Source organism: Vibrio plantisponsor, assembly GCF_013041605.1.
GTDB lineage: Bacteria > Pseudomonadota > Gammaproteobacteria > Enterobacterales > Vibrionaceae > Vibrio > Vibrio plantisponsor.
Map to the genome: position 1 here is coordinate 54128 of NZ_JABEQC010000007.1, position 25472 is coordinate 79599.

Below are 25472 nucleotides of genomic sequence, written 5' to 3' on the forward strand. Positions count from 1 at the left end.
GAGTTCATTTAAAATTGGTTCTGCTTGAAATATCAGCGCTTCGGTTTGCCGTCATTTACTCTTCTTCGCATTCACAAAGAGTAGTTAACGCGACCATTTAGAGACGAGCTGTAATCTCAAGTGATTACGCCATATGGAAATTGTAGAATATTTTTTTAAAAACCATTGTCTTAAGTTTGTTAAAAAAATCATGCTGTCTAAAATTAAGTCATAGTGCTTTCTTGAGTTGAGCATCAATAGTGGTGAAAGCATGAGGGGAAGAATGATGAGTATAAAAATTTAGGGGATTAACTAATGGCGGAGCACAAGTATCGGCTTGTCACCCGAAGTGACTTTGACGGATTGGTTTGCGCAGTGTTGCTCAAAAAACTTAACTTAATTAACGACATCAAGTTTGTGCATCCCAAAGATATGCAAGACGGCAAGATAGCGATAACAGAAAACGATATCACCACCAACTTACCTTATGTTGAAAACGCCTTTTTGATATTTGACCACCACCTTTCTGAAACCATTCGCAATACAGAACCCAGACTTAATCACATTATCGATCCTAATGCGCCTTCTGCGGCGCGAGTGGTATGGGATTACTACGGTGGGCTGGAAGTCTTTCCTGAAGCATGGTTGGAAATGATGGAAGCGGTGGACAAAGGTGATTCCGCTCAGTTCACACGTGATGAAGTACTGGATTCTACGGGGTGGAATCTGCTTAACTTTTTGATGGATGCGAGAACTGGCTTGGGGCGGTTTCGCGATTTCAGAATTTCAAACTATAACCTGATGATGGATCTGATTGATTATTGCGGTAACCACACCATTGAGCAAATTCTCGATCTGCCTGATGTGAGAGAGCGGATAGAGTTGTATCGAGAGCACGAAAACAAGTTTAAAGAGCAAGTGATGAAGTGCGGCACCGTGTATAAGAATTTGGTGGTGTTAGATCTAACTGAAGAAGAAGTAATTTACGCTGGCAACCGTTTTATCATTTATGCCCTTTACCCGCAGTGTAATATTTCAATTCATAAAATGTGGGGTTTCCAAAAGCAAAACATCGTGTTTGCCACAGGTAAATCCATCTTTGACCGCAGCTCAAAAACCAACGTGGGCGAGCTGATGCTTGAATATGGAGGCGGTGGTCACCACGCAGCTGGAACTTGTCAGATCGATGTTGATCTCGCACCGAAAGTTGAGCAAGAGTTGATTAAGCGAATCACCGCAGATGGTTGATATCATGGCTTGCTCTAAGTGACTTATGCCCCGTTTAACGGGGCTTTTTTATGTTAGAATTCGCGCCGAGAAATTTAAGGGAACCACCATGAGACATTTACAAACTGCCGTTCATCCTGATGTCGAACGCTTAAGCCAGTACACAGTGCTACAACGCAAAGCAACAAGAGCGATCGTGATTGATGGCGAAGATATCTTAATGCTGTATACCGAGCGATATCATGACTACACACTTCCGGGCGGTGGGTTAGATGATGGGGAAGATGTGCTTGCGGGTTTGGTTCGCGAACTGGAAGAAGAAACCGGAGCAAAGAATATCCATTCCATCAAGCCTTATGGTATCTACGAAGAGTTTCGACCTTGGTACAAAAATGATTTTGATGTGATGCATATGATCTCGTATTGCTACACCTGCAAGATTGATCGCGAACTGGGCAACACCAAATTTGAAGACTACGAAATACGTAATGGCATGGAACCTCGTTGGATTAATATTCACCAAGCGATAGCTCACAACGAAAAAACCATTCTAGAAAGCCCGAAAAAGGGGATGAGTATCGAGCGCGAAACCTATTTGCTGCGTTTGATTGCTCAAGAAATGCTCTGATATCTCTAAAGCGTGAGACATGAACATAAGAAACCGCTGAAATGTAGATTTGTTGCAACTTGCTTACGTTTTGGCGGTTTCGTTCTGTAGAAACTTCTCTATACTTATCCAAGTGACTGAATTATTAATAATATCCTGCATTATCCGGATATGAGCTATGCAATATGGCTACGGGTAACTCAGTGTCATTTTGATAAATAGAAGGATTCGCGGAATGGGAAATGCCAAACCACTTGTTTTAGGGATTGTGCTTACTGCAATTAGCCACTTTGCTTTGGCGGACGTTATTGAAACCACTCGATTGGTTGGCTTTGGTGAAGCAAAGTATCCGCAAGACTTTACTCATTTTGATTACGTCAATCCTGATGCTCCCAAGTACGGAAAAATCACTTACGGACAGGTCGGTACTTACGACAACTTTAATCGTTATGCTTCGCGCGGTGTGCCTGCGATATACACCGGTGAACTTTATGACACCTTAATGTATTCACCAACCGATGAAATTGACTCTTATTACCCCCTTATCACTGAAAAAGTGCGCTATTCCGATGATTACACCTGGCTTGAGTTAGACATTAATCCTAAAGCCCGCTTTCAGGATGGAGAGCCAATTACCGCAGCCGATGTGGAATTCACCTTCAACAAGTTCATGACTGAAGGCGTACCTCAGTACCGCGTGTATTACAAAGAGATCAAATCCGTTAAGGCGATAGCGCCACTGACCGTGCGTATTGAAATGTCGGAACCCAATAGAGAAAAGTTGTTTAGCTTTGCTCAAGGAACCCGAGTGTTACCCGAACATTTCTGGAAAGACAAAAACTTCGCAGAGCCTTTAAATGAGCCACCAGTAGGTAGCGGCCCATACAAAATCTCAGACTACAAAATGGGTCAGAGCGTGACGTATGAGCTGGATGACAACTACTGGGCCAAAGATCTCCCCGTCAATGTTGGGCGCAACAACTTCAAGCAAGTTCAATATGACTATTACCGAGATGATACGGTGATGCTGGAAGCATTCAAGGCAGGTGAGTTTGATTTACGTCAGGAGAGCCAAGCTAAATTCTGGGCGACATCATACACTGGCGTTAACTTCGACAATGGCTTTATCAAGAAAGAAGAAATTGAACACAATGCGCCCGCCAGTACGCAAGGTTTTGTGTTCAACACGCAAAGACCAGTTTTCCAAGATGTGCGAGTTCGTGAAGCTCTGAACTATGCGATGGATTTTGAGTGGATGAACAAGAACATGTTCTATAGCCAATACTCACGCACTCGCAGCTATTTCCAAAACACCGACTATGAAGCGAAAGGCTTACCTAGCGAAGAAGAGTTATCTATTCTCAACCCAGTTAAACAAGCGATTCCACCCAGAGTCTTTACTGAAGAGTATCAACCGCCAGTGACTGACGGCAGTGGCCGTATCCGCACCCAAATGAGAACCGCGTTTGCGTTATTAAAAAGCGCAGGCTGGGAGCTGAAAGATAAAGTGATGGTGAACGCTAAAACTGGCGAGCCAATGACCTTTGAACTGCTTATCTACAATCCGACCACTGAGCGTATCGCGATACCGTTGCAAAAAAATCTCAAACTGATGGGGATTGAGATGAAAATTCGCACCGTTGATAACACGCAATATATCAAGCGACTACGTGACCGCGATTTCGATATGGTTTCCTCATCTTATTTTGCTAACCCTTTCCCAAGTTCTAACCTGATGATTGTATGGAACTCAAACTACATAGATTCAACCTACAACACTGCTGGCGTGATGGATCCGGTTATTGACGATTTGACGCTGCAGATTTCTAAAAATCAGGAACAACCGAAAAAGCTGTTAAGTTTAGGCCGTGCGCTTGACCGAATTTTGCAGTGGAACTTCTACATCATTCCTCAGTGGCATTCGAGTCTTTATCGTGTAGCGATGTGGGATAAGTTTGAGCGACCAAGTGTGATGCCAAAATACGATTTAGGTTTAGATACTTGGTGGATCTCGAAAGAGAAAGCCGAAAAACTGCCTGAAAAACGTCGATAAGAGGTTATATGGCTGCCTATATTTTTCGTCGTTTGTTGCTGGTTATTCCTACGTTGTGGGCAATCATCACGATCAACTTTTTTATCATCCAAATTGCACCGGGAGGTCCTGTAGAGCAAGCTATCGCTCAGTTAGAAGGGCAAACATCCGGTGTCATGGAGCGCTTTTCTGGTGGTGGTCAGGAAGTGGATTTGTCGAGTGCAGACAACAGCAATGGCGGCGGATACAAAGGCTCTCGCGGTTTGGATCCAGAAGTGGTGGAAGCCATAAAGCGTCAGTTTGGGTTTGATAAGCCTTTACATGTGCGTTATTTCGATATGCTGAAAAACTACGTCACGTTTAACTTCGGTGAGAGTCTGTTCCGTGGCGGTAACGTGATTGATTTGATTGTCGACCGTCTGCCTGTCTCCATCTCTCTGGGATTATGGAGCACCTTAATCATCTACCTGATTTCCATCCCGTTAGGAATTATGAAGGCGATACATCATGGTTCCCGCTTTGATATTTGGTCTAGCGCGCTAGTGATTGTTGGCTACGCCATTCCCGGATTTTTGTTCGCTATCATTCTGATCATCTTGTTCGCCAGTGGTAACTACTTTAGTTGGTTCCCTTTGCGCGGTTTGGTTTCGGATAACTTCGACAGTCTTACTTGGTATCAACAGGTTATCGACTATTTCTGGCATCTCGCGTTGCCAACGTGCGCTATGGTGATTGGTGGATTCGCTACATTGAGCATGTTAACCAAGAACTCGTTTCTGGATGAGATCAACAAACAGTATGTCGTAACCGCTCGTGCAAAAGGGCTGGATGAGGGCAGTATTCTCTATAAGCATGTGTTCCGTAACGCTATGCTGATCATCATTGCAGGATTTCCTAGCGCTTTTATCAGTATTTTCTTTACGGGCTCTATGTTGATTGAAGTGATGTTTTCTCTGGAAGGGATTGGCTTATTGGGGTTTGAATCTACCATTCAAAGGGATTATCCGGTGGTCTTTAGTTCACTTTATATCATGACTCTGCTTGGGCTGTTGCTCGGTATTATTTCGGATTTAACTTATACATGGGTTGATCCGCGCATTGATTTTGAGGCGCGCTGATCGTGTTAGTAAAAAATAGGGCGCTACGAAAAAACGCAACTGCAAATCCGCTAACCAGAGCGCGTTGGCAGAGATTTAAAGCCAATCGCCGTGGTTTTTTGTCACTGTGGCTGTTTTCACTTTTGTTTATTGTCAGCCTATTTGCGGAAGTGATTGCGAACGACAAGCCACTGTTTATTTCTTACGATAATCAGTGGTTCTTCCCTGTGTCTAATGCTTATGCTGAGACACGTTTCGGCGGCGAGTTTGAAACTGAAGCGGATTATACCGACCCGTATGTTATCGAGTTGATTGAAGAAAAAGGCTATATCATTTGGCCTGTCATCCGCTTTAGTTACGACACGATCAACTTCAACAATCAAGGTTCGGTGCCATCTGCACCTGATGCAGTGAACTGGTTAGGCACGGATGACAAAGGACGAGACGTACTTGCTCGCATCATTTATGGATTTCGTATTTCCGTTTTGTTTGGATTTGTATTAACGGTTGTCTCTTCGTTCGTTGGAGTGATTGTTGGTGCAACTCAAGGATATTACGGCGGCTGGCTAGATTTGCTAGGGCAGCGCTTTATTGAAGTGTGGTCTGGTTTGCCAACGCTGTTTTTGCTCATCATTTTATCCAGCTTTGTGGAACCGAATTTTTGGTGGTTACTGGGGATCATGGTGCTGTTTAGCTGGATGAGTTTGGTTGGTGTTGTTCGTGCAGAATTTTTGCGTTGCAGAAATTTTGATTATGTTCGCGCGGCGCAAGCTATGGGAGTAAGTGACTCGCGTATTATGCTGCGTCATATGTTGCCAAACGCTATGGTGGCTTCACTGACTATGATGCCGTTTATTCTTTCTGGCTCAGTAACGACATTAACTTCTTTAGATTTCTTAGGTTTTGGCCTTCCAGCGGGTTCACCTTCTCTCGGTGAGTTACTAGCGCAGGGCAAAGCGAACTTACAAGCTCCGTGGCTCGGTATTTCTGCGTTTGTCGTGCTTTCTATGATGCTAACTCTACTTGTTTTTATTGGCGAAGCTGTGCGAGACGCCTTTGATCCAAATATGCAAAGGAGAGGATAGATGAGCGAACATTCGATAAAAATCGAAAGCCTGCTTAAAATCGAAAACCTCTCTGTGGGTTTCGGTCGTGGTGACGTTATCGAGAAAGTCACGGAACAAGTTTCTTTCTCCATCAACAAAGGCGAAACACTGGCGCTGGTGGGAGAGAGTGGCTCTGGGAAATCGGTCACTGCCAATGCAATATTAAAGTTGTTACCGAAGGGCTCTGCTCACTATCTTGAGGGTAATATCCAGTTTTCAGGCTTAGATACGCTTAGCTGTTCTGAACGACAACTGAGAGGCATTCGTGGTGGGCGCATTGGTATGATATTCCAAGAGCCTATGGTCTCGTTGAATCCTCTGCATAAGATTGGCAAGCAGTTGGTGGAAACACTGGCCATTCATCGTGGCGTCAGGCAGAAAAAAGCCGAAGAGCAGGCAATTGGCTGGTTAGCGAAAGTCGGTATTCGTCATCCCGAACAAAAGATCAATGCTTACCCTCACGAGCTTTCAGGTGGAGAGCGGCAAAGAGTAATGATAGCGATGGCGCTGATTAACGAGCCCGAGTTATTAATTGCCGATGAGCCAACCACTGCACTTGATGTCTCTGTACAGGCGCAGATTCTCGACTTGCTGAAAGCGTTACAACAAGAGCTGGGAATGGCAATGCTGTTCATTACTCATGACTTAAGTATTGTCAGACGGATTGCTGATCGTGTTGCGGTTATGCAGCACGGCAAGCTGGTGGAAATCGAAGCGTGTAAAACGCTTTTCTCCGCACCAAAACATCCATATACCAAGTTGCTAATCGAATCCGATCCGCGCGGTGTACCTGTTAACGTCGACATAAACAGTCCAAGTTTACTGGCCACTGAGCAGTTGAAAGTGTGGTTCCCGATTAGAGGCGGGCTATTAAGAAAAACCATTGCGCATATCAAAGCGGTCACTGATATGAAGTTTGATCTGAAAAAGGGACATTCGATTGGTTTAGTGGGCGAAAGTGGTTCGGGGAAATCAACCACAGGGATGGCGATATTAAAACTGGTGGATTCCGAAGGTTCTATTCGCTACCAAGGAAACGAGCTGCAGGGGCTAGACAGAAAAAGCATGCTGCCTTACCGCAGTCGAATGCAGGTGGTTTTCCAAGACCCCTTTTCGGCGTTAAACCCTCGTATGTCAGTCGCTCAAGTCATTGGCGAAGGTTTGCGAGTGCATTTTGAACATGACGAGCAAACCATTGATCAACTCATTTGTGAAGTAATGAAAGAGGTCGATCTCGACCCTGAAACTCGCCATCGCTATCCAAACGAGTTTTCCGGTGGGCAGCGGCAGCGCATTGCTATTGCGAGGGCACTAGTGTTAAAGCCTGAGTTTATATTGCTTGATGAGCCGACTTCTTCGTTAGATCGGACAGTACAAGCTCAGGTGTTGGATTTGCTCAAATCCCTTCAAGAGAAGTATGGCTTAACTTATTTGTTTATCAGTCACGACCTCAACGTAGTGAAGTCTCTGTGTCATTACACTATTGTGATGAAGCAAGGTGAAATCGTAGAGCAGGGTGAAACTCAGGCTTTATTTAGTAAGCCTTCACATCCGTATACTCAGGAGCTGGTGAACCTGTCTATTTTTTGATTCTTGGTCAGGCTTTGATCAACATAAGCAAAGTGGTCAAAGCCATCTCTAAATCCTCATTACGCTTGGCTTTTCCGAGCACTCGCATGCCTTGCATCTGTGTTAGGACAAGCTGAGCCAAGCCTCGTGGTTCATGAGATACGCGCAGCTTACTCTGGCGTTGAGCGTTGCTAATCGCTCTCGAAAATATCTCTATCAAATGGTCAAACAGAAAATGGCCTTTCTGTAATACGGTGTCATCGGTTCCTGCATGTTCCACAAGGGCGTTTTGCATAAAACAGCCACGGTTGTTCAGCCTTTGCATTTGCGCAAATTGCTTAAGAAATTGTTCCAGTTCTTCAAGCGAAGCGTCCTGGTTTTCCAATGACGACAGCGTAGGGATGGAAACGCTTGATAGGTATTTCTCTAACGCTTCGTAATACAAATTTTGCTTATCACCGAAAGAGTTATAAAGACTAAAACGGTTGATTTGTAATGAATCAATCAGGTCAGAGATCGCAGTATTGGCATAGCCTTTCTGCCAGAATAGCTCCATCGCTTGAACAAGCTTTTCGTCTCTATCAAAGTTACTTTTTCTCGCCATATCGCTGGTCTCATCTGCAATAATTAATTCTTGACTGATCGTTTAGAAAACGAATAAAGTCTAACCTAAACGATCGGTTAGTTAAAGCCAAAATACAAGGAACAACAATGAAACTATACGAATTTGCCCCGACTCCAAGTTGTCGCCGAGTTTCCATTTTCCTCAAAGAGCTAGGTGTTGATGTTGAACGAGTTCAAGTCAATGTGCGTGAAGGTGAGAACCTAGCGGATGATTTCAAGCAAAAAAGCGTAAACGGCAAAGTTCCAATGCTGGAGCTAGATTGCGGTGTCACTATTTGTGAAAGTGTTGCCATTTGTCGCTACTTCCATGAAGCAACACCAAACAGAAAAAATCTTTTCGGTGAAACACACCTAGAAACAGCTCAAGTTGAAATGTGGAACCGTGTGGTGGAATTCCAAGGCTTATACGCTGGTTTCCAAGCATTCCGAAATATCTCAGGTGTCTATAAAGATCGCGAAACGTGCGTAGAAGAGTGGGGTATTGAAAGTAAACGTCGCGTTGAAAGCTTCCTTCCTCAATTGGAACAACAGCTAACCGATAAGCCATTCATTGTTACTGAAGCACTCACTATTGCTGATATTACCGGTTTTATATTTGTAGGATTCGCAGAAAAAGCCCTACAAATTGACGTTTTAAATCAGTACCCAAATATTGCCCGTTGGTTTAACGAATTATCTCAACGTCCAGCTTTTCAATAAGTTGCATAAGTAGTAAATATTTGCCTCCTTTTGATTTTTATTTTAACTGAATGAAACTGAGTAATATTTGTTCGGAATAATTAAAAGGGGGCTTAGACCGAAGTAACGCTTTATTCCTACCTTGTTGTAATCACGTATAAGAATATTTACTCCTTCTACCCCTAAATTACGTCCTAAACTGGCGGATTATATCTGATAATAATGTCGGATAGCGCTTACAAAATACAACAATAACTATATTATTCAATGTTTTATAATATAACTAGATTTGTTTGCTATTTGACTTTCATCCCATATTTTTTATTCTTACATCCTATTTTTGATATGTATGAGTAAATTGTGAACCGTTTATTCCTATTATTTTTTGCTGCTATTAGTTTGGTTTTTAATACCTACGCAATGTCAGCGCCAAGTGACAGATCGAACACAATGCCGAGTGATATTAAAGTGGCATTGCTTTCGCGTACGCTGGATAATAGCGCATATCATGATCCTACTTATGACATTGAGACTGATTATGTCGATAGCCTAGCTAAGAGTCTTGATGTCAATGTTGAATATATTATTTATCCGACAGTTGCCGCGCTGCATCAAGCTATCGATAACAAACAAGCAGACTTAGCCGTTGGGCTTTCTGATACGAGTGACTCAAATTTTATTTATAGTCAGACGCTATATCAGAGCTCGATTGCTATTTGGTATCGAAACAAAAACCTGATGCATGTTTCACCCAATTCAATGAAATGGGCGTGTGTCAAAGGTTCGATTTATTGCAAAAAGCTTGCTTTACGTGGTCTGCCAAATATTTATGAAGCGGATAGTTTTTCTGACGCTGTCAATCAGGTGAATACGGGACGTGCAGACGCGGTTCTAGACAGTTATGTCTCACTGTTGGCGTGTGTGAACTCATCTACTCAAACGATTGGTCGTATAGAAATTCCTGACTGGTTTGATACAGAGAGCATTCGTATTTCAGGTCATAAGAACAGCCAGTTGTTGCTGCAAAACATTAATTTGGTGTTGAGCCAAGACGCAAAACTATCGGGAATCCATTCAGATAATATCTACCATCAAATAGATGTTGCGCGAAATGCGGTATCGAATGAAGGCAACCCAACGATTCGTTATACAGTTTGGGATGACTCATATCCTTTGTTTTACAGAGATACCAGTGGCGAAGTTGCAGGGTTTCTTCCCGATTTACTGAAGTTAATTGAAACTCGGACTTCGATTCTATTCCAATATGTTCCTCTAAAAGACGGGGAAACTCCTTTAGGTCTGTTAGAGAAGAACGCGATTGATTTCGTACCTGCGGTGGTCATGGATTCTCACGATTTGGATTGGACAGCAGTATCAAAACCTCTTGCATCAGTAAGATATTTTGCCGTGAGTTATAAGGGTGTTGAGCACAGCAATAAAGCAAAAGAGGGTGTTCTTTTTGCTGATACTGGACCTTACCAAAGTATTAAAAACCGAATGTTCGGCGAAAACTCAATTACTTACGTAAGCATCAAGCAGCTCTTGGAAGATTTGAGAAACGGCAAACTCCGTCAGGCTTATGTCCGTGAGGATATCCTTGATTATCTGGTTGCAAATGATGATGACGACAGACTGGTTATTAAACGCAATTCTTATAAAGAGATTGATGTTGCGATCACTGTGAGAGAAGACGACCGTCAAATCAGTGATCTTATTGATGGTGTTGCATCGACGATTAACCCAAAAGAAATCCACCGCCTGCAAAATGGCTATACCCAATTCAATGTTGTGTATGGCTATGACAAATATTTCGTCATTGTTGGCCTTTCGATACTCGCCAGCATTATTGCTTTGCTCGTGTTCATTCTTTATTTGTGGAAGAAAAACTTTCAGTTAAAGGTGTCTCTAAACGAAAAAGAAGCGCAAAGAACCCAAAATGACCTGCGTTTCCTGCAAAACATTATTAACGGTTTACCTAACCAGATCTTTATTCACGATGCTAACCACAACCTGCTGTTAAGTAACTGTATTGGCGTGAAAAATGGAAAATGCAAAAGTTGTAGCCTTGCTCAGAAAAATCATTTACAGCACAAGGTGATTGAAAACGAGGAAGAACTGTCACGTGTGTTAGAAGTGGGTGAAACCATTCAACGTGATCTAGACGTTCAAACTTGTAGTGCGGGTTTACAGACAATTGACTATTTCAGAACACGCATCAGTGGCCCAAGTAGCAATGAAGAGTTTGTGTTAACGGTTGTGCATGATGTTTCTGCTCAGAAAGAGCAAGAACGTGCATTGCGTGCAGCAAACGAAACCGCTCAGCAAGCGGTAGAAGCACGAGAGCGTTTCTTGGCAAGTATGAGTCATGAACTTCGCACGCCAATTGCAGGTATGGCTGGCTTGTTAGAAATGTTGAAAATTCGCACGGATGATGAAGACACACTGATGATGATCAATAACATCATTACTTCGACGCGCCATCTGCATCTGTTAGTGAACGACATTCTGGATTTCTCAAAGCTTGAAGCACAGCAGCTTGAGCTTGATCTCGGTGAATGCCACTTGTTGCGTGAAGCGGGTGAACTACTGCGTGTTCATTGTGCGTCTGCTCAGAAAAAAGAGTTGCAGTTCGAAGTGAACTGGCAACCGACACCCGTGAAAGTGGTCAAGATTGATGCTTTACGTTTCAGTCAAATCATCAATAACTTGCTCTCGAATGCTATCAAGTTTACTGACGCCGGTAAGATCACGGTTGATATCGCCTTGGATGAAAAGCAAGTCTACGTAGCGGTTACGGATACCGGCGTTGGTATGAGCAAAGATGTTATCAAAGGTGTATTTAATCCGTTCTTCCAAGCTGATAGCACGATAGCACGTCGATTTGGTGGTACAGGATTAGGCCTAGCTATCGTTCATAACCTGATTACGGTTATGGGCGGAAAAATCAAGGTTGATAGCGAACTTAACCTAGGTACGACGGTGTCGTTCACCATCCCTCACGAGTTGCTTCGGACGTATGAAAGTTCTCATAAGGTCGTGTGCGCCACATACCACGGTACCGATCCTTTAATCGAAAGTTGGATAAATATCTGGACAAGTAATAGCAATAGCAACTGTTCGCTAAACAGCATTGATATTTATGACGAAGATAACTTTGACGACAGCAGATGCGAATACCAACACAACATCGTTATTAAGAAAAACCTCGATGTATTCAGAAGCCGAAATGGTCGTTGCGTATATGTTAACTCAACACCTTTCTTCCCTGATTTGTTATTCGATGCAGTAGTAGGTAATGAAAAAATGACCGTCTCTGATGAAGAAGATATGCGCGCTCCGTTGAACGGTAAAGTGCTAGTGGCAGAAGATAACCCAATTAACCAGTTGGTGTTTAAACAACAGTTATCTGAGCTTGGTGTTGATGTGGATATTGTCGACAACGGTTTGATTGCACTGGAGCTGTTGCAAGCTAAGCCGACGGAGTATGACCTCCTGATCACGGATTGTCACATGCCTGTGATGGATGGTTATGAGTTGGTGAATCGTGTACGCATGCAACCGGAACTTAGTCATATCACTTTAATTGGCTGTACTGCGGAAGATTCGCGAGTCGCCAATGAGAAAGCTCTGGATTCTGGCTTCGATACAATGCTGTACAAGCCTTATGGCATTAACCGTATGTACAAGTTGCTGGCTCAGTACCTTTCTTCAGCAGAGAGCGCCGATGAGATCTGGTTAGAGAAATATGACGCTACTGATGCTCAATTACTGTCACAGGTTTATGCGGAAACCATGGAAAAAGATTTGGCTTTACTTATAGAGAGCAAGGGAGACCACAAGTTAATTAAGGAAATTGTTCACCGTATTAAAGGTGGTTCTGGAACGGTTGGTGAAACCAAGGTTCAACAAAGTGCAATGGATATAGAAAATGGAATGCTGAACTCTGAAGGCAACATCGACCAATTATTCGAGCACTTGGTCAGTGATATCACTACCAGTATTGAACAAACGAAAGCGTGGATAAACAAACATGTCGTATAGCATTCAGCGCGTGCTCATCGTTGACGATGATCCGATTCAGTGTATTACGCTGAAAATTCAGTTGCAGACCTTTGGCATTGACGAAGTTCGTGTTGCACAAAGTAGTAAACACGGTTTGGTCATTTGTGAAAATCAAGAATTTGACCTTGTGTTTTGTGACTTGTCTATGCCGGAAGAAGATGGCTTAACGTTTCTCAATTCGCTGAAAAAGCAGAATTACCAAGGGAAACTATGTCTATTGAGTGGTCATGACAAAAGCATCATTGCGTTGGCTGAAATGATGTGCAGCCAACTTGGTTTGGGGGTGATTTCGTCACAGAGCAAACCTATCTCAAACGCAGACTTAGCGTCTGTATTGAACTCGGTTTCGCAGTCGACCCCTTGCCCTAAGGTGAGTGACAACGTGATCGAGTTCTTGCGTTCAGATCTGGATACTGCTTTTGACTCAAACAGGTTGGTTAACTTTTATCAGCCACAATGTCGTTTTACTAACGATACCCAAAGCGGAAATGAAGTTCTGATTCGCTGGGATCATCCAGAATACGGCTATCTAAGCCCAAACGCTTTTTTACCGATTATCGATAAAGAACAATGGCATGTACGTTTATTTTTCTACGTATTGGAGCAGGCATTGGAAGACCACCGAAATGGCAAGTTATCAGGGTCTATTTCAGTCAATGCGGCTTTAGCCAATTTCGGTGATTCAAATTTTGCTTTTCAAGTGCTTGAGTGTTGTGAGCGTTATGACTTTGCACCTCAAAACCTGATTGTCGAAATGACAGAAATGGAAGTGTACAAACACAATCCAACCATGTTTGAAAATTTTGCTCGCTTGCGTCTAAACGATGTAGAGCTGGCTATTGACGATTTTGGCGCTGGTTATTCTTCGCTGATTAAGCTCGCGGATTTGCCTTTCACCGAAATAAAAATCGACAGGGCGCTTATTACGTCTTGTCATTGCGATAAAAGGAAAAACGCGATTCTTTCTCTGGTGGTTTCAATGGCGAAGCAACTGGGCATGCGTCTTGTCGCTGAGGGAGTCGAAGACAATGAAACTTGGGCGCATCTAAAAAGTATGGGGATAGACCTTTGCCAAGGGTATTTCACTGGCAGACCCCAACCGATCGAATATAAATTAATGGCTTAACGAGGCTAACTCTAATGATTCAAACAAATAATTCTTTAACTTGTCTTGTTGTCGACGATCACCCACTAGTATGTGCTGCAATCAAACAACTTTTAAACAAAGGCGGTCTATTCGAAACTATCATCGTTGAACAAGATCCAATTAAAGCGCAAAAGCTGATTCAAAAAGAAAAAATCGAATTTATTATCCTAGACGTAAACCTAGTGAAGTCGGACGGTTTTGAACTGCTTCGTCGTATCAAGTCTCATGGCTTTAATGGTAAATCATTGTTTATTTCTGCAAATGACAGCCGTTTGTACTCTGAGACCGCACACAAACTTGGTGCAGACGGCTATGTTTGTAAGTCTGAAGACCTAAATATTTTAAACGATGCGGTAGAGTGCATTTTAAATGGCTATAGTTTTTTCAAGATGATAAGAGACAGCGGTTCAAATGATGTTCAACTGTCAAAACAAGAACTTGTTGTATTTACTTACTTGGTTGACGGTAAATGTAATAAAGAGATCGCAAGCATTCTTTCACTCAGTCCCAAAACAATCAGTACGTACAAATCTCGTATTCTTGAGAAGTACAATGTGAAATCGATTGTTGAACTCATGAGTATTAATAAGAACATTATCTAATTCGAAATTGAAAAATATGACGATGAAAACGAGAAAAAATATCAAAGAAATCGTGCTGACCAGCTTTATGGTCAGCTTGATCCTTTATGTGATATCTATGGTTTTTTACGTTGATTCGCATATCAATGAACGTGAATTGGAGTTCGAAAAATTTTCTAAAACAATGGCGCAGTACAACCAAGTACTCTTTTTTTCCAGCAAGATTCTTGAGAGTGAAGTGAGTAAGTACGACGCTATTGAAGAGGGAAATAAAGAATTATTGGAATATCAAGACAGCGGTTTCTATTACTACAACGATATCAGTGAGTTGACCAATATTGATATCGCCATAGAAAACGAATTTCATCAGCTTATTAAAGAGATGCCGACTATCCTGCCGGATCAGGACGTGATGTATTACCGCTCGTACACCAGCTCGTTGACAGCCGTTGATAAGAAAGATGCCAATATCGAGATTGAGCAATGTTTAGGTCGTCGAAACTGTTCTCTAGAAGCTTCACAAAGAAGGCTTTCTGATCGCATCTTAATTTCAGATCCATACAAAAATGAAACCGGTGAGGTATTTATCACTGTTTCTAGCCCAATCTATTTTCAGAACATTATTGTTGGTGATGTAAATATCGATATGTTTATGTCGCGTTTCGACGGTGCTTCTGATGTACATGTTGAGAAAAAAGTGATCAATGGCGTGACTTTCTACGAGCTTATCTATGGTAAGAGCTCAATGGATGGAAAGTTTTCTTACAACATTGATTTTGTTGCTGACAACTCAACGGTATACGTTTATAAAGTTCCCGTTTTATCAATTGTTTACAGTACGATTGTTTTCTTTTTCGTTATTTGGATCGCGTGTGGGTTTATTCTGTTCAGATTTAAAGAGTTAGACCTGAATAAAATCAAACTCAGCGAAGCAGAAAGTAATATTGTGCAAGACCAGATGACTGGTCTGTTAAACCGCAACGCACTTGAAAGTGATGATTTCAAAAGTGTCATAAAAGAGAAGGGAGCAAGTATTCTTGCTATTGATGGCAACAAACTCAAAACGATCAACGATACTTATGGTCACCATGTTGGTGATGAAGCGATTAAACAAATTGCTGAGGCTATGAAAGAGGTATTTCGTGATACGGACTACCTAATTCGATCTGGTGGAGATGAGTTTCTTGTGCTACTTCCAGGCTGTAAGAAAGACAATGCGACAAGATTGGCTGAGCGTCTAAAAGAGTGTGTTAGCCAAAGCACGTTTTCTAATTATTCCTTAAGCATTGGTGTATCTGTAGGTGTTGCGGAAGTGATGGAAAACGAGACGATAGAATCGGCTGTTCGTCGAGCTGACGAAAAACTGTATAAAGATAAACAAGCGTAATTCTGCTCGTCGATGGATTCGCTAATCGTCTCTAACAGTGATAGATTGTCTGCAAAAGAAAGTGATATAGCAAACAGGCATTGAGATACTGTTTTGCAAATGTGTGGTAGAGAATCGGATTCGTGATGCCAAATAATTTAGATTACAACTTACTGCAAACATTTGTTTTATTGTACAAACACAGAAATTTAAAGTTGGTTGGCCGCGCTCTTGGGGTAACTGAAAGTGCCGTGAGCAAGCATTTATCCAAACTGCGTCAGCAACTCGATGATCCTCTTTTTGTTCGTGATAGTCAGGGACTTGAACCCACCGCTTTTACTGAAGAGGTGGTCCCAAATATTATCGATGGAATAAACACTATTCAGTCGGCACTTGCTAAAAATACCATAGACTGTGCCAATTATGACGGTGATATTACTATTGCAATCATTCCAGTTATGCACATTCAGTTTGGCGCAAAGTTGCTGATGGAATTGAAAGCGACATTCCCTTTAGCCTCCATATCTTTACTGACTTATGACAACCATACCACTCAAGACATTGCCAATGGTAATGTTGATTTGGGCGTTAACTACTTTAACCCTACATTAAACAAATCAATGTATCAGGGGCGTCTAAAAACTCTAAGACATGGCATCATTCTGCCCTCCCGAATGGCCGACTTGAGCGATGACGAAATATTAGACTTGCCTTTTATTGGTATGGCCGCTCGCGGTCGACATGATATTAAAATTCTACTGCAAGAGATTACTTCGTTGGCTGGCCATGATCTAAATGTTTATGCCTATGTTGATAATCTAATTTGTATGCTGGATACCATTGATGAAATTGGCGGGTTTTCGATGAGTCAGTTGTTCGATGTGACGGATGATAGATTCTGCTTCCGTGTTCTTCCGGAGATATACCAAAAGATCGATAATTATTCGTTGGTTGCGGTGATGAAGGCGAGTAACAAAAGCAATCCTTTGCACATTTTGCTTTCAGATATTATTAAAAAGAAAGTCGAGCAGTTTTCCGTTCCTTAAGCTGACTCTTTCAGTTGAACAAGCTCAATAATTGAATCCACATTACATTTGTTCAAAATACGACTCTTGTACGTACTGACGGTTTTTGTACTGATTGATAGCAGTTCAGAAATGCGCTTGTTGGTAAAACCTTTGACAAGGTAGTTATATACAATCGTTTCGCGCTTTGATAAAGCAGAAAACTCGTTGTCGCTGTTGTGTTTGAAGACGTTGTAGCCTCGTATAACACTAGAAATCGCATCTTGAATGATCTCTGTACTTTCTGTTTTTAGAACGTATCCGTTAGCGCCCATTTTCTTAGCAGCATTGGTATACATACTGTGTTCATTGCTCGATACAAACAGTATTTTGCCAGCGAATTGTTTTGCTCTCATACGGCGTAGGAAATCTAAACCATCAAAACCTGCCAACTGAATATCCAAAACGATTAAGCTAATATCATGTTGTCTCAACGCTGATGCTGCAGTAAAAGCATCACTGGCTAACAGCACTTTATCGAATCCATTGTTCGTTTGAAGCATTTGTTGGATTGTTTGCTGTACCATTGGGAAACTATCGATAATCAGTGCAGTTTTTGTATTGGTTGTCATGTTGTGTAACCTCGGTTAATTCGTTAAGTGTTAACTTTTGGAACTACTATAGGTTTTTTCTTACAGAAGGTGTGGAAAAAGGATGTTTCCAAGTAGGAAAGTATGAGATTTTTAGGGGGAATTATTCTCCGGTGTAATATTGAACAATTTTCTCTATCTCTCCAGCGTTTTGAAGCTCAATAAGAGCGGCATCAAACTCTCTGACAAACTTCTCTTTGTATGAATATCTCTCTTCATGCACGTTGGTATAAGCCATATATCCTGATTCAGTATTGATATGGACAGCAAGACTAAAGGTAAGAGGTTTTGCCAATACTTCTTCGTCAAGTAAGCGTCTTGTTTCCCAAAGAATAGAAATACGGTCATTTACATAGCAATCAATTCTGCGGCTACGGAGTTTGATGAGATTAAGCTGGTTTCCTTTGGCTTCTGAGATAAAGAGTTTCCCGTCATCTGAAGCTTGCCAAAAATCGGCTCCGCCGATATTGAACCCTGAGTTTATACCAATCGTTAAACCGTAAAAGTCTTCGGGCCAAATGGTTCTGCTGCTTTGGTTGATGACTTCATTGCTACAAAATGCCACCACATCTTCATTGAGCATGGGGTGAGAATAGGGGGAAATAAAACTACGACTTTCTGGATGGAAGTAGGGGGGCATTAGAGCAAAACTGCGTCCTGATTCAATAAGCTTCAGTCCTCGCTTCCAAGGCACAGGGCGAATTGTGATATCGAAATCTTCTAGCTTCTCATCTATAGCATGAACGATGTCAGGGTAAATACCCACAGCTTCACCATCTTCAGCATAGGTGTATGGTGGATAGGACTCATCTGTCAGGATTTCAACACTGATTGTTTCCCCATAACACCAAGGCATATATGTTAATCCACTTAACATGGCTACCCAAACTTTGCGCATTCGTCGACATCCTTTTTTATACGCTTGCCTTTAGTTTAGTTTTATAAATGAGTTTCGGTTTATAAAAAAAGCGTAAAACGCTAAACTGCAGAAAAATTTTATGGGTATGTGAAATGAACGAATTTGAGTCCGATTTGCAAGTTGAAGATGAAATCGAGATAGAGGCTATTGGCGTAGAAGTCGATAAGCAACCCATTGAACTTTATAAGGTTCTAAAAATTGCTGACGCTGTCAGTGGTGGTGGTGAAGCGAAGTACGCAATTACAGAAGGTTATGTAGCGGTTAATGGTGAAGTTGAAGTTCGCAAGCGCCGAAAGTTGTATGACGGTGATTTGATTGAATTTAACCAAGAATTTTACTTGGTGATTTGTGATGCCCCTGTAACAGAAGATGTGGTTGAAGAAGTAAAAGCAAAACCGACAAAGCCACAAGCTGATAAAGCAAAGAATAATAAACAGGAAAAGAAAAAACCTGCGCCAGCGAAGGCCAATAACAAGGCTAACAGCAAGGCGAATAAGAAATCTGATTCAAATGCGAAATCCAAGCTGAAGGCAAAACCAGTAGAAGTAGCGCCTGAGAAAGAAGAAAGAATTGGTGGTAGGGGTTCTATCAAGTTTTTTTAAAACGTATTGAATTTTTACATAATGATATGGGGGAGCATAAGCTCCCCCATTTTTTAACTCCAATCGTCATCTAGAAAAGCTCTGCCTTCCAAGGCGTAGGGATCTTCATCGAAAGGGTGTTCGGCTTTTCCACGCAATCTTTCCAACTGCGCTTCAAGCATATTGACCGTTTCGTAGTCTCCTTCTGAGCAAGCAATGTATATTTGTTGCTCAAGTGCATCAATGCTTTCACGAATGTTCATTTTGCACCTCCTGTATGACGGTGAATAACACGAGACCGTTTCTCACCACAATTGTAGACCACATATTATGATTTCGTAGCATGTTGAGCATCTACAAGTATTTAGGTGGTTTATTATTAGAATCAAAACGATAAAATATGCTGTTGGGTATTTGAAAATTTAAAATAAATTCATTGGGTTATGTAAGGTTTTTGTCAATATTGCCTAGGATATTTCCTAATACGCAAATGATTGACTACACTTAGTTTTTATCCAACTCAGTGGTGATCTTGATGAAAAGTAAAGTAATTAAAGTAGCAGTAGTAACAGCATTAGGTGTGAGTTCTTTAACTGGCTGTATGGGCCAAATGGCAACCACAGGTTTGGTTGGCAAATTCAACTTAGAAGTTGTGGATAACCGTTACGCTCGTGAAGGTATGTTCTTACTTCTATCGCCTGTTTATGCAATCGCTTCATTTGCTGACTTATTTATTTTTAACGCGGTAGAATTCTGGACAGGTACAAACCCATTATCAGGTAAATCACCTGCGGTGGTTGATACTCCAGCAGATGCTATGTTGAAAGTGAATGACAAACTAGACTCTTCAATGACAGAAGTTCCTCTTTCGAACAATGTGGATGTTAAGTCAGCTACAATGCAACAAATCGATGAGAACACCATGCAAATGGATATTTCTTATCTAGACGGTTCTCACAAAATTTTACGTGGTGAGAAAGGGGAAGACAGCGTAGCGTTTTACTTGAACGACGAATACATCACAACCGTTTCTAATGAAGAACTGGTTAACTATGTTCAGACTTCAAAAATCTAAATTTTAACAGTTTACCGATTTCTAATTAAAGCCTCCCAATGGGAGGCTTTTTTACGCTAAATGAACTTTGAAAAAACATGGGTAGCTGCAAATCTAACCGCTTTAACTTCAATTGCTTACTTACTATGCAAATAAACGGTTTTTTATAAAAAAACGGTTTCATTTTTTCTAACCTGTGGCATAGTAGCAACGTCCTTTCGATGCGCGCGTATCGTATAATGGTAATACCTTAGCCTTCCAAGCTAAAGCTGCGAGTTCGATTCTCGCTACGCGCTCCAAATCTTTATTCTCAGATTAATCACTCCAACGATTTCGTAAAACTGCGCTTTATTGCGTGCTTTGCCGTTTCAATTTTTCATCTCGCCTATGCTTTAAAACAACTATGCTTTTAAAGAATCATGCTTTCAAATAAATTAGCTCTGTTCATTGATTGGCATTGATGAATGATTTACGTCTTTTCGAGGTTTAACTAAGCTGCCAATGATAAATGCACACAGTCCTGTAATCATTGTAGGGACGATGGGATGAACGCCTGCCATATCCGGCTTGATCATAATTAGACTAATGTAAACTCCAAGCCCAATAACCATTGAAGATAACGCGCCAAATGCAGAAGCTTTCGACCAATATAGTCCGAATACCAAAGGCCACAAAAACACGGCTTGTAAACCTCCAAGTGCAACTAGATTTAGCCAGATAATCATGTCAGGCGGATTTGTTGCTGCGACAAAAACTAAGCTGGCGAAGATGCCTGTAGTCCAAAGGGAAATTCTACTTAACTTACGGTCGGCGTTAATTTCGTTAACGATTTGAGGATTGATGTAGTTGATATAGAGATCCTTAAGCAGCGTTGACGAAGCCTGTATCAACTGTGAATCAATGGTCGACATAATGGCTGCCATTGGGCCTGCAAGGAAAACGCCAGCAAGCATCGGTGGAAGAACGGTCATCATTAGTGTTGGCATAATTTGATCAGGGCTGGCGACCTCAGGTACTAGTGCTCGTCCCAAAGCGCCGGTCAGGTGAGTGCCAAACATCAATAGTCCAATCATAACTGTGCTAATCACCATCCCCTTGTGTAATGAGGTACTGTCTTTGTAAGACATGCATCGCACGGCTGCTTGAGGCAGACCGATAACACCAAAACAGACGAGAATCCAAAAGCTCAAAATAAATGGCTGACTAATGAAATGATCTGGCCCATATGGAGAAACCAGTGCCGGATCGATAGCATGAAGCTTTGTGACCAGACTTTCGAGACTTCCGCCGGCGTGAATCACTCCAACCAGAAGAATGACAGTGCCAATAACCATCATTACTCCTTGAATGGTGTCAGTCATAACCACGGCTCGGAAACCGCCGATAGTGGTGTATATTCCGACTGTACACGCAAATATCAGCAACCCATTCTGATAACTAATCCCTAAAACGGTTTGTAGAAGTCTAGCGCCGCCAACAAATTGCACTACCATAGTCCCGAAGAAAGCTAGAAGCAGAGCCAGTGAAGAGAAAATCACTACTTTACGGCTCTTGTATCGGGCATAAAGCATGTCATTTATTGTAAGTGCGTTATGGCGTCTCGCTTCTATTGCGAATTTCTTTCCTAGTACACCTAAAGTAAGCCAAGTTGCGGGTAATTGAATCATTGCCAGCAAAACCCAACCAAGGCCCATTTTATATGCAGCTCCAGGCCCGCCAATAAAACTGCTAGCACTGGCATAGGTTGCCGCAAGGGTCATAGCGAGCACAAATCCCCCCATGCTTCGGCTGCCAACAAAGTATTCTGTTAGAAAATTTCCAGCTTTTTGATAACGCTGAGTCAGGAAAGCCAATGCGAAAACGGCGATCAGATAAATGAACAAAGGGATAATAAGTTGACTATTCATGTTGGTCATCGCCATAGCTGTTGAGGTCAACATTCTTATAAAGATATTTAACCATTAGTGCACAGAGCGCGGTGAATATGAGTGGCCCAAGAACGCAGGACAACAGAAACCATAACGGCATGCCCCAGTAAAGTTGGGGTAGTTGTTGTTCACCTTGTGGAGCTGAAAAAATGTAGGCGCTGCAGTACCACCAGACGAAATAACCGAAAGCGAGAAGTATTGCCCATAAGGCTTCTCGTTTGGCTTGGCGATCTAAAGCTGAATGTCTTTGCTTCTCTGATTTCATAACTCACAGTTTAGCCAATCTATTGTTGTAGGCTATCTACTCTAAAAACGATTTTGCAGAAGAGTATTGGCTAGGAAAGGCAATGTAAACCCATTTGATCCATTTAAGTGAGTCTACAGCTCTCACGAAGAATGTTTGTGCAAAGATAGTTACACATCAGTGTGTCTGAGCCTTGCTGGTACTCATTCGTCATGAATCGGTAGCTTTGAAATGAGTATTCTAAATTTTCGCGCTTATTTTTTACGACTTATACCCTTACAGCATTAAGTGCTGATTTAAAAAAAACATTCTTTAGTTACTAAAGTAGACAGATGAAATGACTGCGTAGAATAGCGGTTTTATTATTCATTTAGGTTTAATTCGTTCTTTTTATATTTAAATAGCTTGGGATAACTGGGTGTTCTTGGTCATCTATCAAATCGATATATCAACGAGTTGACTTTTTATGCGTGATCCAAGGCTCAATCGTGAAATATAAAAACTCAATTAAGAAAAAAGGTAATTGGCGAAAAAATTTAACATGGCAAGAATGATTGTTAATGTTAGAAATCATATTGGGATTAAGAATGTCTTCAGTAACCTTTAAGAATGTGAACAAGGTTTATTCTGGCGATACGCATATCGTTAAGGATATTAACTTGGAAATTGCGAGCGGTGAATTTGTTGTGTTTTTAGGCCCTTCGGGCTGCGGAAAATCGACCACTCTACGTATGCTATCTGGTCTGGAGGATATCAGCTCCGGCGAGATTCTCATTGATGATATCGTGGTCAATGACCTTAATCCAAAAGAACGCAATATTGCGATGGTATTCCAGAGCTACGCTCTTTACCCACACATGACCGTTGCTGAAAACATCGGCTTCTCTTTAAAAATGGAAGGCAAAAAGAAGGCTGAGATTGAGAAAGAGGTCAATCGCGTTGCTGAAATGCTCCAGCTTACTCCGTTGCTAAAGCGTAAACCGAGAGCGCTTTCTGGTGGTCAGCGCCAGCGAGTGGCTATGGGGCGAGCTATGGTTCGTACGCCTAAAGTGTTCTTGTTTGATGAACCGTTATCAAACTTGGATGCTAAATTACGAAATTCAATGCGTCGAGAAATCAAAAGCTTGCATAACAAGTATTCAAAAACAACTGTGTATGTTACCCATGATCAAGTTGAAGCAATGACACTTGCAGACCGAGTGGTTATTCTACGCGATGGTGAAATTGAGCAGGTTGGCACACCTTACGAGGTTTACCACAAACCCGCGAGTCAATTCGTCGCGAGTTTTATTGGAACTCCTACGATGAACATGATGGAAGGTAAGTTGCAACGTGATTCGAATAGCTGGCATGTTGTATTGGGTGATCAAAAAGTCGATTTGGGTAAGTCTTTCGACGACGCTATGGATGGAGAAAACGTAACGTTGGGCATTCGTCCAACGGATATTCATGCCAACCAAAGTGAAGGCAGTATCGCTCTGAATGTTTCTGTAGTGAACAGTGAATTACTTGGTAGTACACAACAAATTAATGCAGCAATGGCACAGCAGAAATTAATTGCAGAAGTTGAAGCGGATTTTGATTTGGATGGAAAGACGTCAATGAACTTATTTTTTGATCCAAACCGATGCCATGTCTTTAACCAATCAGGTCATATTATCTAAGTGAAAAAGTTGCCTAAGGTTTAAAATCTTTGGCAACTTTACTTTTATTCAAGAGGTACGTATGGAGTTATTACTACTTATCGATACCATGATTCACTACGATCGAGAGCTATTGAAAGGAGTAAAGTCTAAGCTCGATGAATTAAATATGAATATCAATATTCATATAGATGCAATAGAAAATGGGACCTATTTGTTATCGAGAAAATGGCACTACGTGATTGCTGATTTTGATAAGCGTGGCTGTGAGGAGTTTATTTCTCAATTGTCAGGTAAGAAGCTCATTTTCTCTAATGCTGAAGTGACCAACCCGCCAGACGGAATATTGTGTATTTACAATGACAACCAGTATGTTGCGGATATCGCATTAGGTCACTTTATCAATGATGGAATTCGCAATGTTTCTGTCTATTCTGATTTAAGCGATTATTACCAGCCATGGGCTATGGAGAGAAAAAATAGCTTCTCATCACTCGCTTTAAAGCTAGGGTGTTGTTATTACTCTAATGCCCTCGAAGCCATTACAACCTCAGAGAATAGAGTTGGTGTATTTTGCACCACAGATCGTTCGGCCAGAAAATTTATACGTTACTGTATAGAAAATAATATTCCAGTGCCGGATAAAGTATCAATTATTGGAACGGATTATGATGAATTAGAGCGAGATATTTCGCCAATTCCAATCAGTTCGATAGATCTAAATCCTAAGCAATTAGGCAGAGAGTGTATTGAACTTCTGCTAAATCCCCGCCCTTTATGTAAACGGTTAATCTACAAAGCCAAGCAGCTTTATGTCGACAGTTCTGCTAAGTCAGCGATTGAGTCGGATAGTGTGGTCAATAACGCTTTGGTCTATATTCATAAGCATTACAGTCGCAATATACGTGTTATGCAAATATCTGATTATTGTAAGGTTTCTAGAAAAACGTTAGACAACAAATTCCTTGAGCTGAAAGGTGAGACGGTCCATCAGTACCTATCAAATCTACGCTTAAATAAGTCAAAACAGCTACTCAAGGAGACCTCTCTGTCGGTAGACAGTATAGCGAGGCAATGTGGCTACTTAGGACAAAATTACCTTAATCAACTTTACCGAAAAAGCTTTGGCTATACACCGCTAGAGTATCGAAAAAGCTCATCGAATTAAGGGTCAATAAAATTCAAAAAAACCAAGTATTATTACTTGGTTTTTTTATGTGATACACGCCATAAATAACTGATGATTTTTAAGAAAAAACCATGAAACAGTTTCGTAGAATAACTTAACTGAAGACATTAATCACAAATAGAAAATATCGTAATTACAAACTCAAATATTGGTAATTGTGACTATTGGTGACCTGAATAATATGT

Annotated in this window: 22 protein-coding genes and 1 tRNA gene; 17 read left to right on the top strand and 6 right to left on the bottom strand. The window is 41.5% G+C overall.

Translation table 11 applies throughout. The features are described from left to right. Positions 1-294: 294 nt before the first annotated feature. The 6 genes from HKI82_RS11200 to HKI82_RS11225 all read left to right on the top strand — a co-directional run bounded on the left by HKI82_RS11200 (position 295) and on the right by HKI82_RS11225 (position 7638). Positions 295-1227, top strand: a complete 933-nt coding sequence (locus HKI82_RS11200; protein ID WP_171138050.1) for an exopolyphosphatase — start codon at positions 295-297, stop codon at positions 1225-1227. An 88-nt stretch (positions 1228-1315) separates the two neighbouring features. Beyond that, positions 1316-1834 carry an NUDIX hydrolase gene (locus HKI82_RS11205; protein ID WP_042483205.1) on the top strand — a complete coding sequence of 173 codons (519 nt, stop codon included), beginning with the start codon at positions 1316-1318 and terminating at the stop codon, positions 1832-1834. Between the two features lie 214 nt (positions 1835-2048). Further along, positions 2049-3866 (top strand): extracellular solute-binding protein, encoded by a 1818-nt coding sequence (locus HKI82_RS11210; RefSeq protein ID WP_171138051.1) that lies wholly within the window; start codon positions 2049-2051, stop codon positions 3864-3866. A gap of 8 nt (positions 3867-3874) precedes the next feature. Continuing rightward, positions 3875-4963, top strand: coding sequence for a microcin C ABC transporter permease YejB (locus HKI82_RS11215; RefSeq protein ID WP_102941320.1), 1089 nt, complete (start codon positions 3875-3877; stop codon positions 4961-4963). 2 nt (positions 4964-4965) lie between these two features. Then, the gene (locus HKI82_RS11220) at positions 4966-6027 is read left to right on the top strand and encodes an ABC transporter permease (RefSeq protein WP_171138052.1); all 1062 of its coding nucleotides are present in this window, start codon (positions 4966-4968) and stop codon (positions 6025-6027) included. Beyond that, a complete protein-coding gene (locus HKI82_RS11225; RefSeq protein ID WP_171138053.1) occupies positions 6028-7638 on the top strand; it encodes an ABC transporter ATP-binding protein in 1611 nt (536 codons plus the stop codon). 7 nt (positions 7639-7645) lie between these two features. Here the strand turns inward: HKI82_RS11225 and HKI82_RS11230 are convergent, their stop codons facing one another. After that, positions 7646-8221, bottom strand: coding sequence for a TetR/AcrR family transcriptional regulator (locus tag HKI82_RS11230; RefSeq protein WP_171138054.1), 576 nt, complete (start codon positions 8219-8221; stop codon positions 7646-7648). Between the two features lie 107 nt (positions 8222-8328). On the opposite strand from HKI82_RS11230, the gene HKI82_RS11235 reads away from it, so the two are divergent. From HKI82_RS11235 to HKI82_RS11260, 6 genes are all read left to right on the top strand, one after another. Continuing rightward, a complete protein-coding gene (locus tag HKI82_RS11235; protein WP_102941324.1) occupies positions 8329-8940 on the top strand; it encodes a glutathione S-transferase family protein in 612 nt (203 codons plus the stop codon). 339 nt (positions 8941-9279) lie between these two features. Then, positions 9280-12960 (top strand): ATP-binding protein, encoded by a 3681-nt coding sequence (locus HKI82_RS11240; protein WP_171138055.1) that lies wholly within the window; start codon positions 9280-9282, stop codon positions 12958-12960. After that, a complete protein-coding gene (locus tag HKI82_RS11245; protein WP_102941326.1) occupies positions 12950-14107 on the top strand; it encodes an EAL domain-containing response regulator in 1158 nt (385 codons plus the stop codon). The genes HKI82_RS11240 and HKI82_RS11245 overlap by 11 nt, the downstream gene beginning before the upstream one ends. Before the next feature lie 14 nt (positions 14108-14121). Beyond that, complete coding sequence (locus HKI82_RS11250) at positions 14122-14730, top strand: response regulator transcription factor (RefSeq protein WP_102941327.1); 609 nt, start codon at positions 14122-14124, stop codon at positions 14728-14730. 22 nt (positions 14731-14752) lie between these two features. Then, positions 14753-16096: a GGDEF domain-containing protein gene (locus HKI82_RS11255; RefSeq protein ID WP_240956707.1), complete on the top strand. Its 1344-nt coding sequence runs from the start codon at positions 14753-14755 to the stop codon at positions 16094-16096. Positions 16097-16221: 125 nt separating this feature from the next. After that, positions 16222-17121 carry a LysR family transcriptional regulator gene (locus HKI82_RS11260; RefSeq protein WP_102941328.1) on the top strand — a complete coding sequence of 300 codons (900 nt, stop codon included), beginning with the start codon at positions 16222-16224 and terminating at the stop codon, positions 17119-17121. Here the strand turns inward: HKI82_RS11260 and HKI82_RS11265 are convergent. Together HKI82_RS11265 and HKI82_RS11270 are read right to left on the bottom strand one after the other, a co-directional pair. Then, positions 17118-17711, bottom strand: coding sequence for a response regulator transcription factor (locus tag HKI82_RS11265; protein WP_171138056.1), 594 nt, complete (start codon positions 17709-17711; stop codon positions 17118-17120). The genes HKI82_RS11260 and HKI82_RS11265 overlap by 4 nt on opposite strands. 121 nt (positions 17712-17832) lie before the next feature. Next, positions 17833-18627: a substrate-binding periplasmic protein gene (locus tag HKI82_RS11270; RefSeq protein WP_171138057.1), complete on the bottom strand. Its 795-nt coding sequence runs from the start codon at positions 18625-18627 to the stop codon at positions 17833-17835. Positions 18628-18740: 113 nt separating this feature from the next. Between HKI82_RS11270 and HKI82_RS11275 the strand changes: the two genes are divergently transcribed. Next, positions 18741-19250 carry an RNA-binding S4 domain-containing protein gene (locus HKI82_RS11275; RefSeq protein ID WP_171138058.1) on the top strand — a complete coding sequence of 170 codons (510 nt, stop codon included), beginning with the start codon at positions 18741-18743 and terminating at the stop codon, positions 19248-19250. Between the two features lie 53 nt (positions 19251-19303). On the opposite strand, the gene HKI82_RS11280 is transcribed toward HKI82_RS11275, so the two are convergent. Next, positions 19304-19492: a hypothetical protein gene (locus tag HKI82_RS11280; RefSeq protein WP_102941332.1), complete on the bottom strand. Its 189-nt coding sequence runs from the start codon at positions 19490-19492 to the stop codon at positions 19304-19306. Between the two features lie 272 nt (positions 19493-19764). Between HKI82_RS11280 and HKI82_RS11285 the strand changes: the two genes are divergently transcribed. Both HKI82_RS11285 and HKI82_RS11290 read left to right on the top strand, forming a co-directional pair. Further along, positions 19765-20304, top strand: a complete 540-nt coding sequence (locus tag HKI82_RS11285) for a DUF3332 domain-containing protein (protein WP_171138059.1) — start codon at positions 19765-19767, stop codon at positions 20302-20304. 204 nt (positions 20305-20508) lie between these two features. Then, a tRNA-Gly gene (locus tag HKI82_RS11290) sits at positions 20509-20582 on the top strand. A gap of 135 nt (positions 20583-20717) precedes the next feature. Here HKI82_RS11290 and panF read toward each other — a convergent pair. Both panF and HKI82_RS11300 read right to left on the bottom strand, forming a co-directional pair. Next, positions 20718-22190 carry a sodium/pantothenate symporter gene (gene panF, locus HKI82_RS11295; protein WP_171138060.1) on the bottom strand — a complete coding sequence of 491 codons (1473 nt, stop codon included), beginning with the start codon at positions 22188-22190 and terminating at the stop codon, positions 20718-20720. Further along, entirely contained in the window at positions 22183-22476 is a 294-nt protein-coding gene (locus HKI82_RS11300; RefSeq protein WP_102941363.1) for a YhdT family protein, read from the bottom strand. Before HKI82_RS11300 ends, panF begins: the two co-directional genes overlap by 8 nt. A gap of 566 nt (positions 22477-23042) precedes the next feature. Here HKI82_RS11300 and HKI82_RS11305 point away from each other — a divergent pair. Continuing rightward, positions 23043-24119 carry an ABC transporter ATP-binding protein gene (locus HKI82_RS11305; protein WP_171138061.1) on the top strand — a complete coding sequence of 359 codons (1077 nt, stop codon included), beginning with the start codon at positions 23043-23045 and terminating at the stop codon, positions 24117-24119. Positions 24120-24180: 61 nt separating this feature from the next. Then, entirely contained in the window at positions 24181-25266 is a 1086-nt protein-coding gene (locus HKI82_RS11310; protein ID WP_171138062.1) for an AraC family transcriptional regulator, read from the top strand. Positions 25267-25472: the final 206 nt, after the last annotated feature.

What these genes read in the sequence shown, in the direction of transcription:
- HKI82_RS11200 (WP_171138050.1), top strand. Translation starts at nt 295, where the DNA reads ATGGCGGAGCACAAGTATCGGCTTGTCACCCGAAGTGACTTTGACGGA.
- HKI82_RS11205 (WP_042483205.1), top strand. Translation starts at nt 1,316, where the DNA reads ATGAGACATTTACAAACTGCCGTTCATCCTGATGTCGAACGCTTAAGC.
- HKI82_RS11210 (WP_171138051.1), top strand. Translation starts at nt 2,049, where the DNA reads ATGGGAAATGCCAAACCACTTGTTTTAGGGATTGTGCTTACTGCAATT.
- HKI82_RS11215 (WP_102941320.1), top strand. Translation starts at nt 3,875, where the DNA reads ATGGCTGCCTATATTTTTCGTCGTTTGTTGCTGGTTATTCCTACGTTG.
- HKI82_RS11225 (WP_171138053.1), top strand. Translation starts at nt 6,028, where the DNA reads ATGAGCGAACATTCGATAAAAATCGAAAGCCTGCTTAAAATCGAAAAC.
- HKI82_RS11230 (WP_171138054.1), bottom strand. Translation starts at nt 8,221, where the DNA reads ATGGCGAGAAAAAGTAACTTTGATAGAGACGAAAAGCTTGTTCAAGCG.
- HKI82_RS11235 (WP_102941324.1), top strand. Translation starts at nt 8,329, where the DNA reads ATGAAACTATACGAATTTGCCCCGACTCCAAGTTGTCGCCGAGTTTCC.
- HKI82_RS11245 (WP_102941326.1), top strand. Translation starts at nt 12,950, where the DNA reads ATGTCGTATAGCATTCAGCGCGTGCTCATCGTTGACGATGATCCGATT.
- HKI82_RS11250 (WP_102941327.1), top strand. Translation starts at nt 14,122, where the DNA reads ATGATTCAAACAAATAATTCTTTAACTTGTCTTGTTGTCGACGATCAC.
- HKI82_RS11255 (WP_240956707.1), top strand. Translation starts at nt 14,753, where the DNA reads ATGAAAACGAGAAAAAATATCAAAGAAATCGTGCTGACCAGCTTTATG.
- HKI82_RS11260 (WP_102941328.1), top strand. Translation starts at nt 16,222, where the DNA reads ATGCCAAATAATTTAGATTACAACTTACTGCAAACATTTGTTTTATTG.
- HKI82_RS11265 (WP_171138056.1), bottom strand. Translation starts at nt 17,711, where the DNA reads ATGACAACCAATACAAAAACTGCACTGATTATCGATAGTTTCCCAATG.
- HKI82_RS11270 (WP_171138057.1), bottom strand. Translation starts at nt 18,627, where the DNA reads ATGCGCAAAGTTTGGGTAGCCATGTTAAGTGGATTAACATATATGCCT.
- HKI82_RS11275 (WP_171138058.1), top strand. Translation starts at nt 18,741, where the DNA reads ATGAACGAATTTGAGTCCGATTTGCAAGTTGAAGATGAAATCGAGATA.
- HKI82_RS11280 (WP_102941332.1), bottom strand. Translation starts at nt 19,492, where the DNA reads ATGAACATTCGTGAAAGCATTGATGCACTTGAGCAACAAATATACATT.
- HKI82_RS11285 (WP_171138059.1), top strand. Translation starts at nt 19,765, where the DNA reads ATGAAAAGTAAAGTAATTAAAGTAGCAGTAGTAACAGCATTAGGTGTG.
- panF (WP_171138060.1), bottom strand. Translation starts at nt 22,190, where the DNA reads ATGAATAGTCAACTTATTATCCCTTTGTTCATTTATCTGATCGCCGTT.
- HKI82_RS11300 (WP_102941363.1), bottom strand. Translation starts at nt 22,476, where the DNA reads ATGAAATCAGAGAAGCAAAGACATTCAGCTTTAGATCGCCAAGCCAAA.
- HKI82_RS11305 (WP_171138061.1), top strand. Translation starts at nt 23,043, where the DNA reads ATGTCTTCAGTAACCTTTAAGAATGTGAACAAGGTTTATTCTGGCGAT.
- HKI82_RS11310 (WP_171138062.1), top strand. Translation starts at nt 24,181, where the DNA reads ATGGAGTTATTACTACTTATCGATACCATGATTCACTACGATCGAGAG.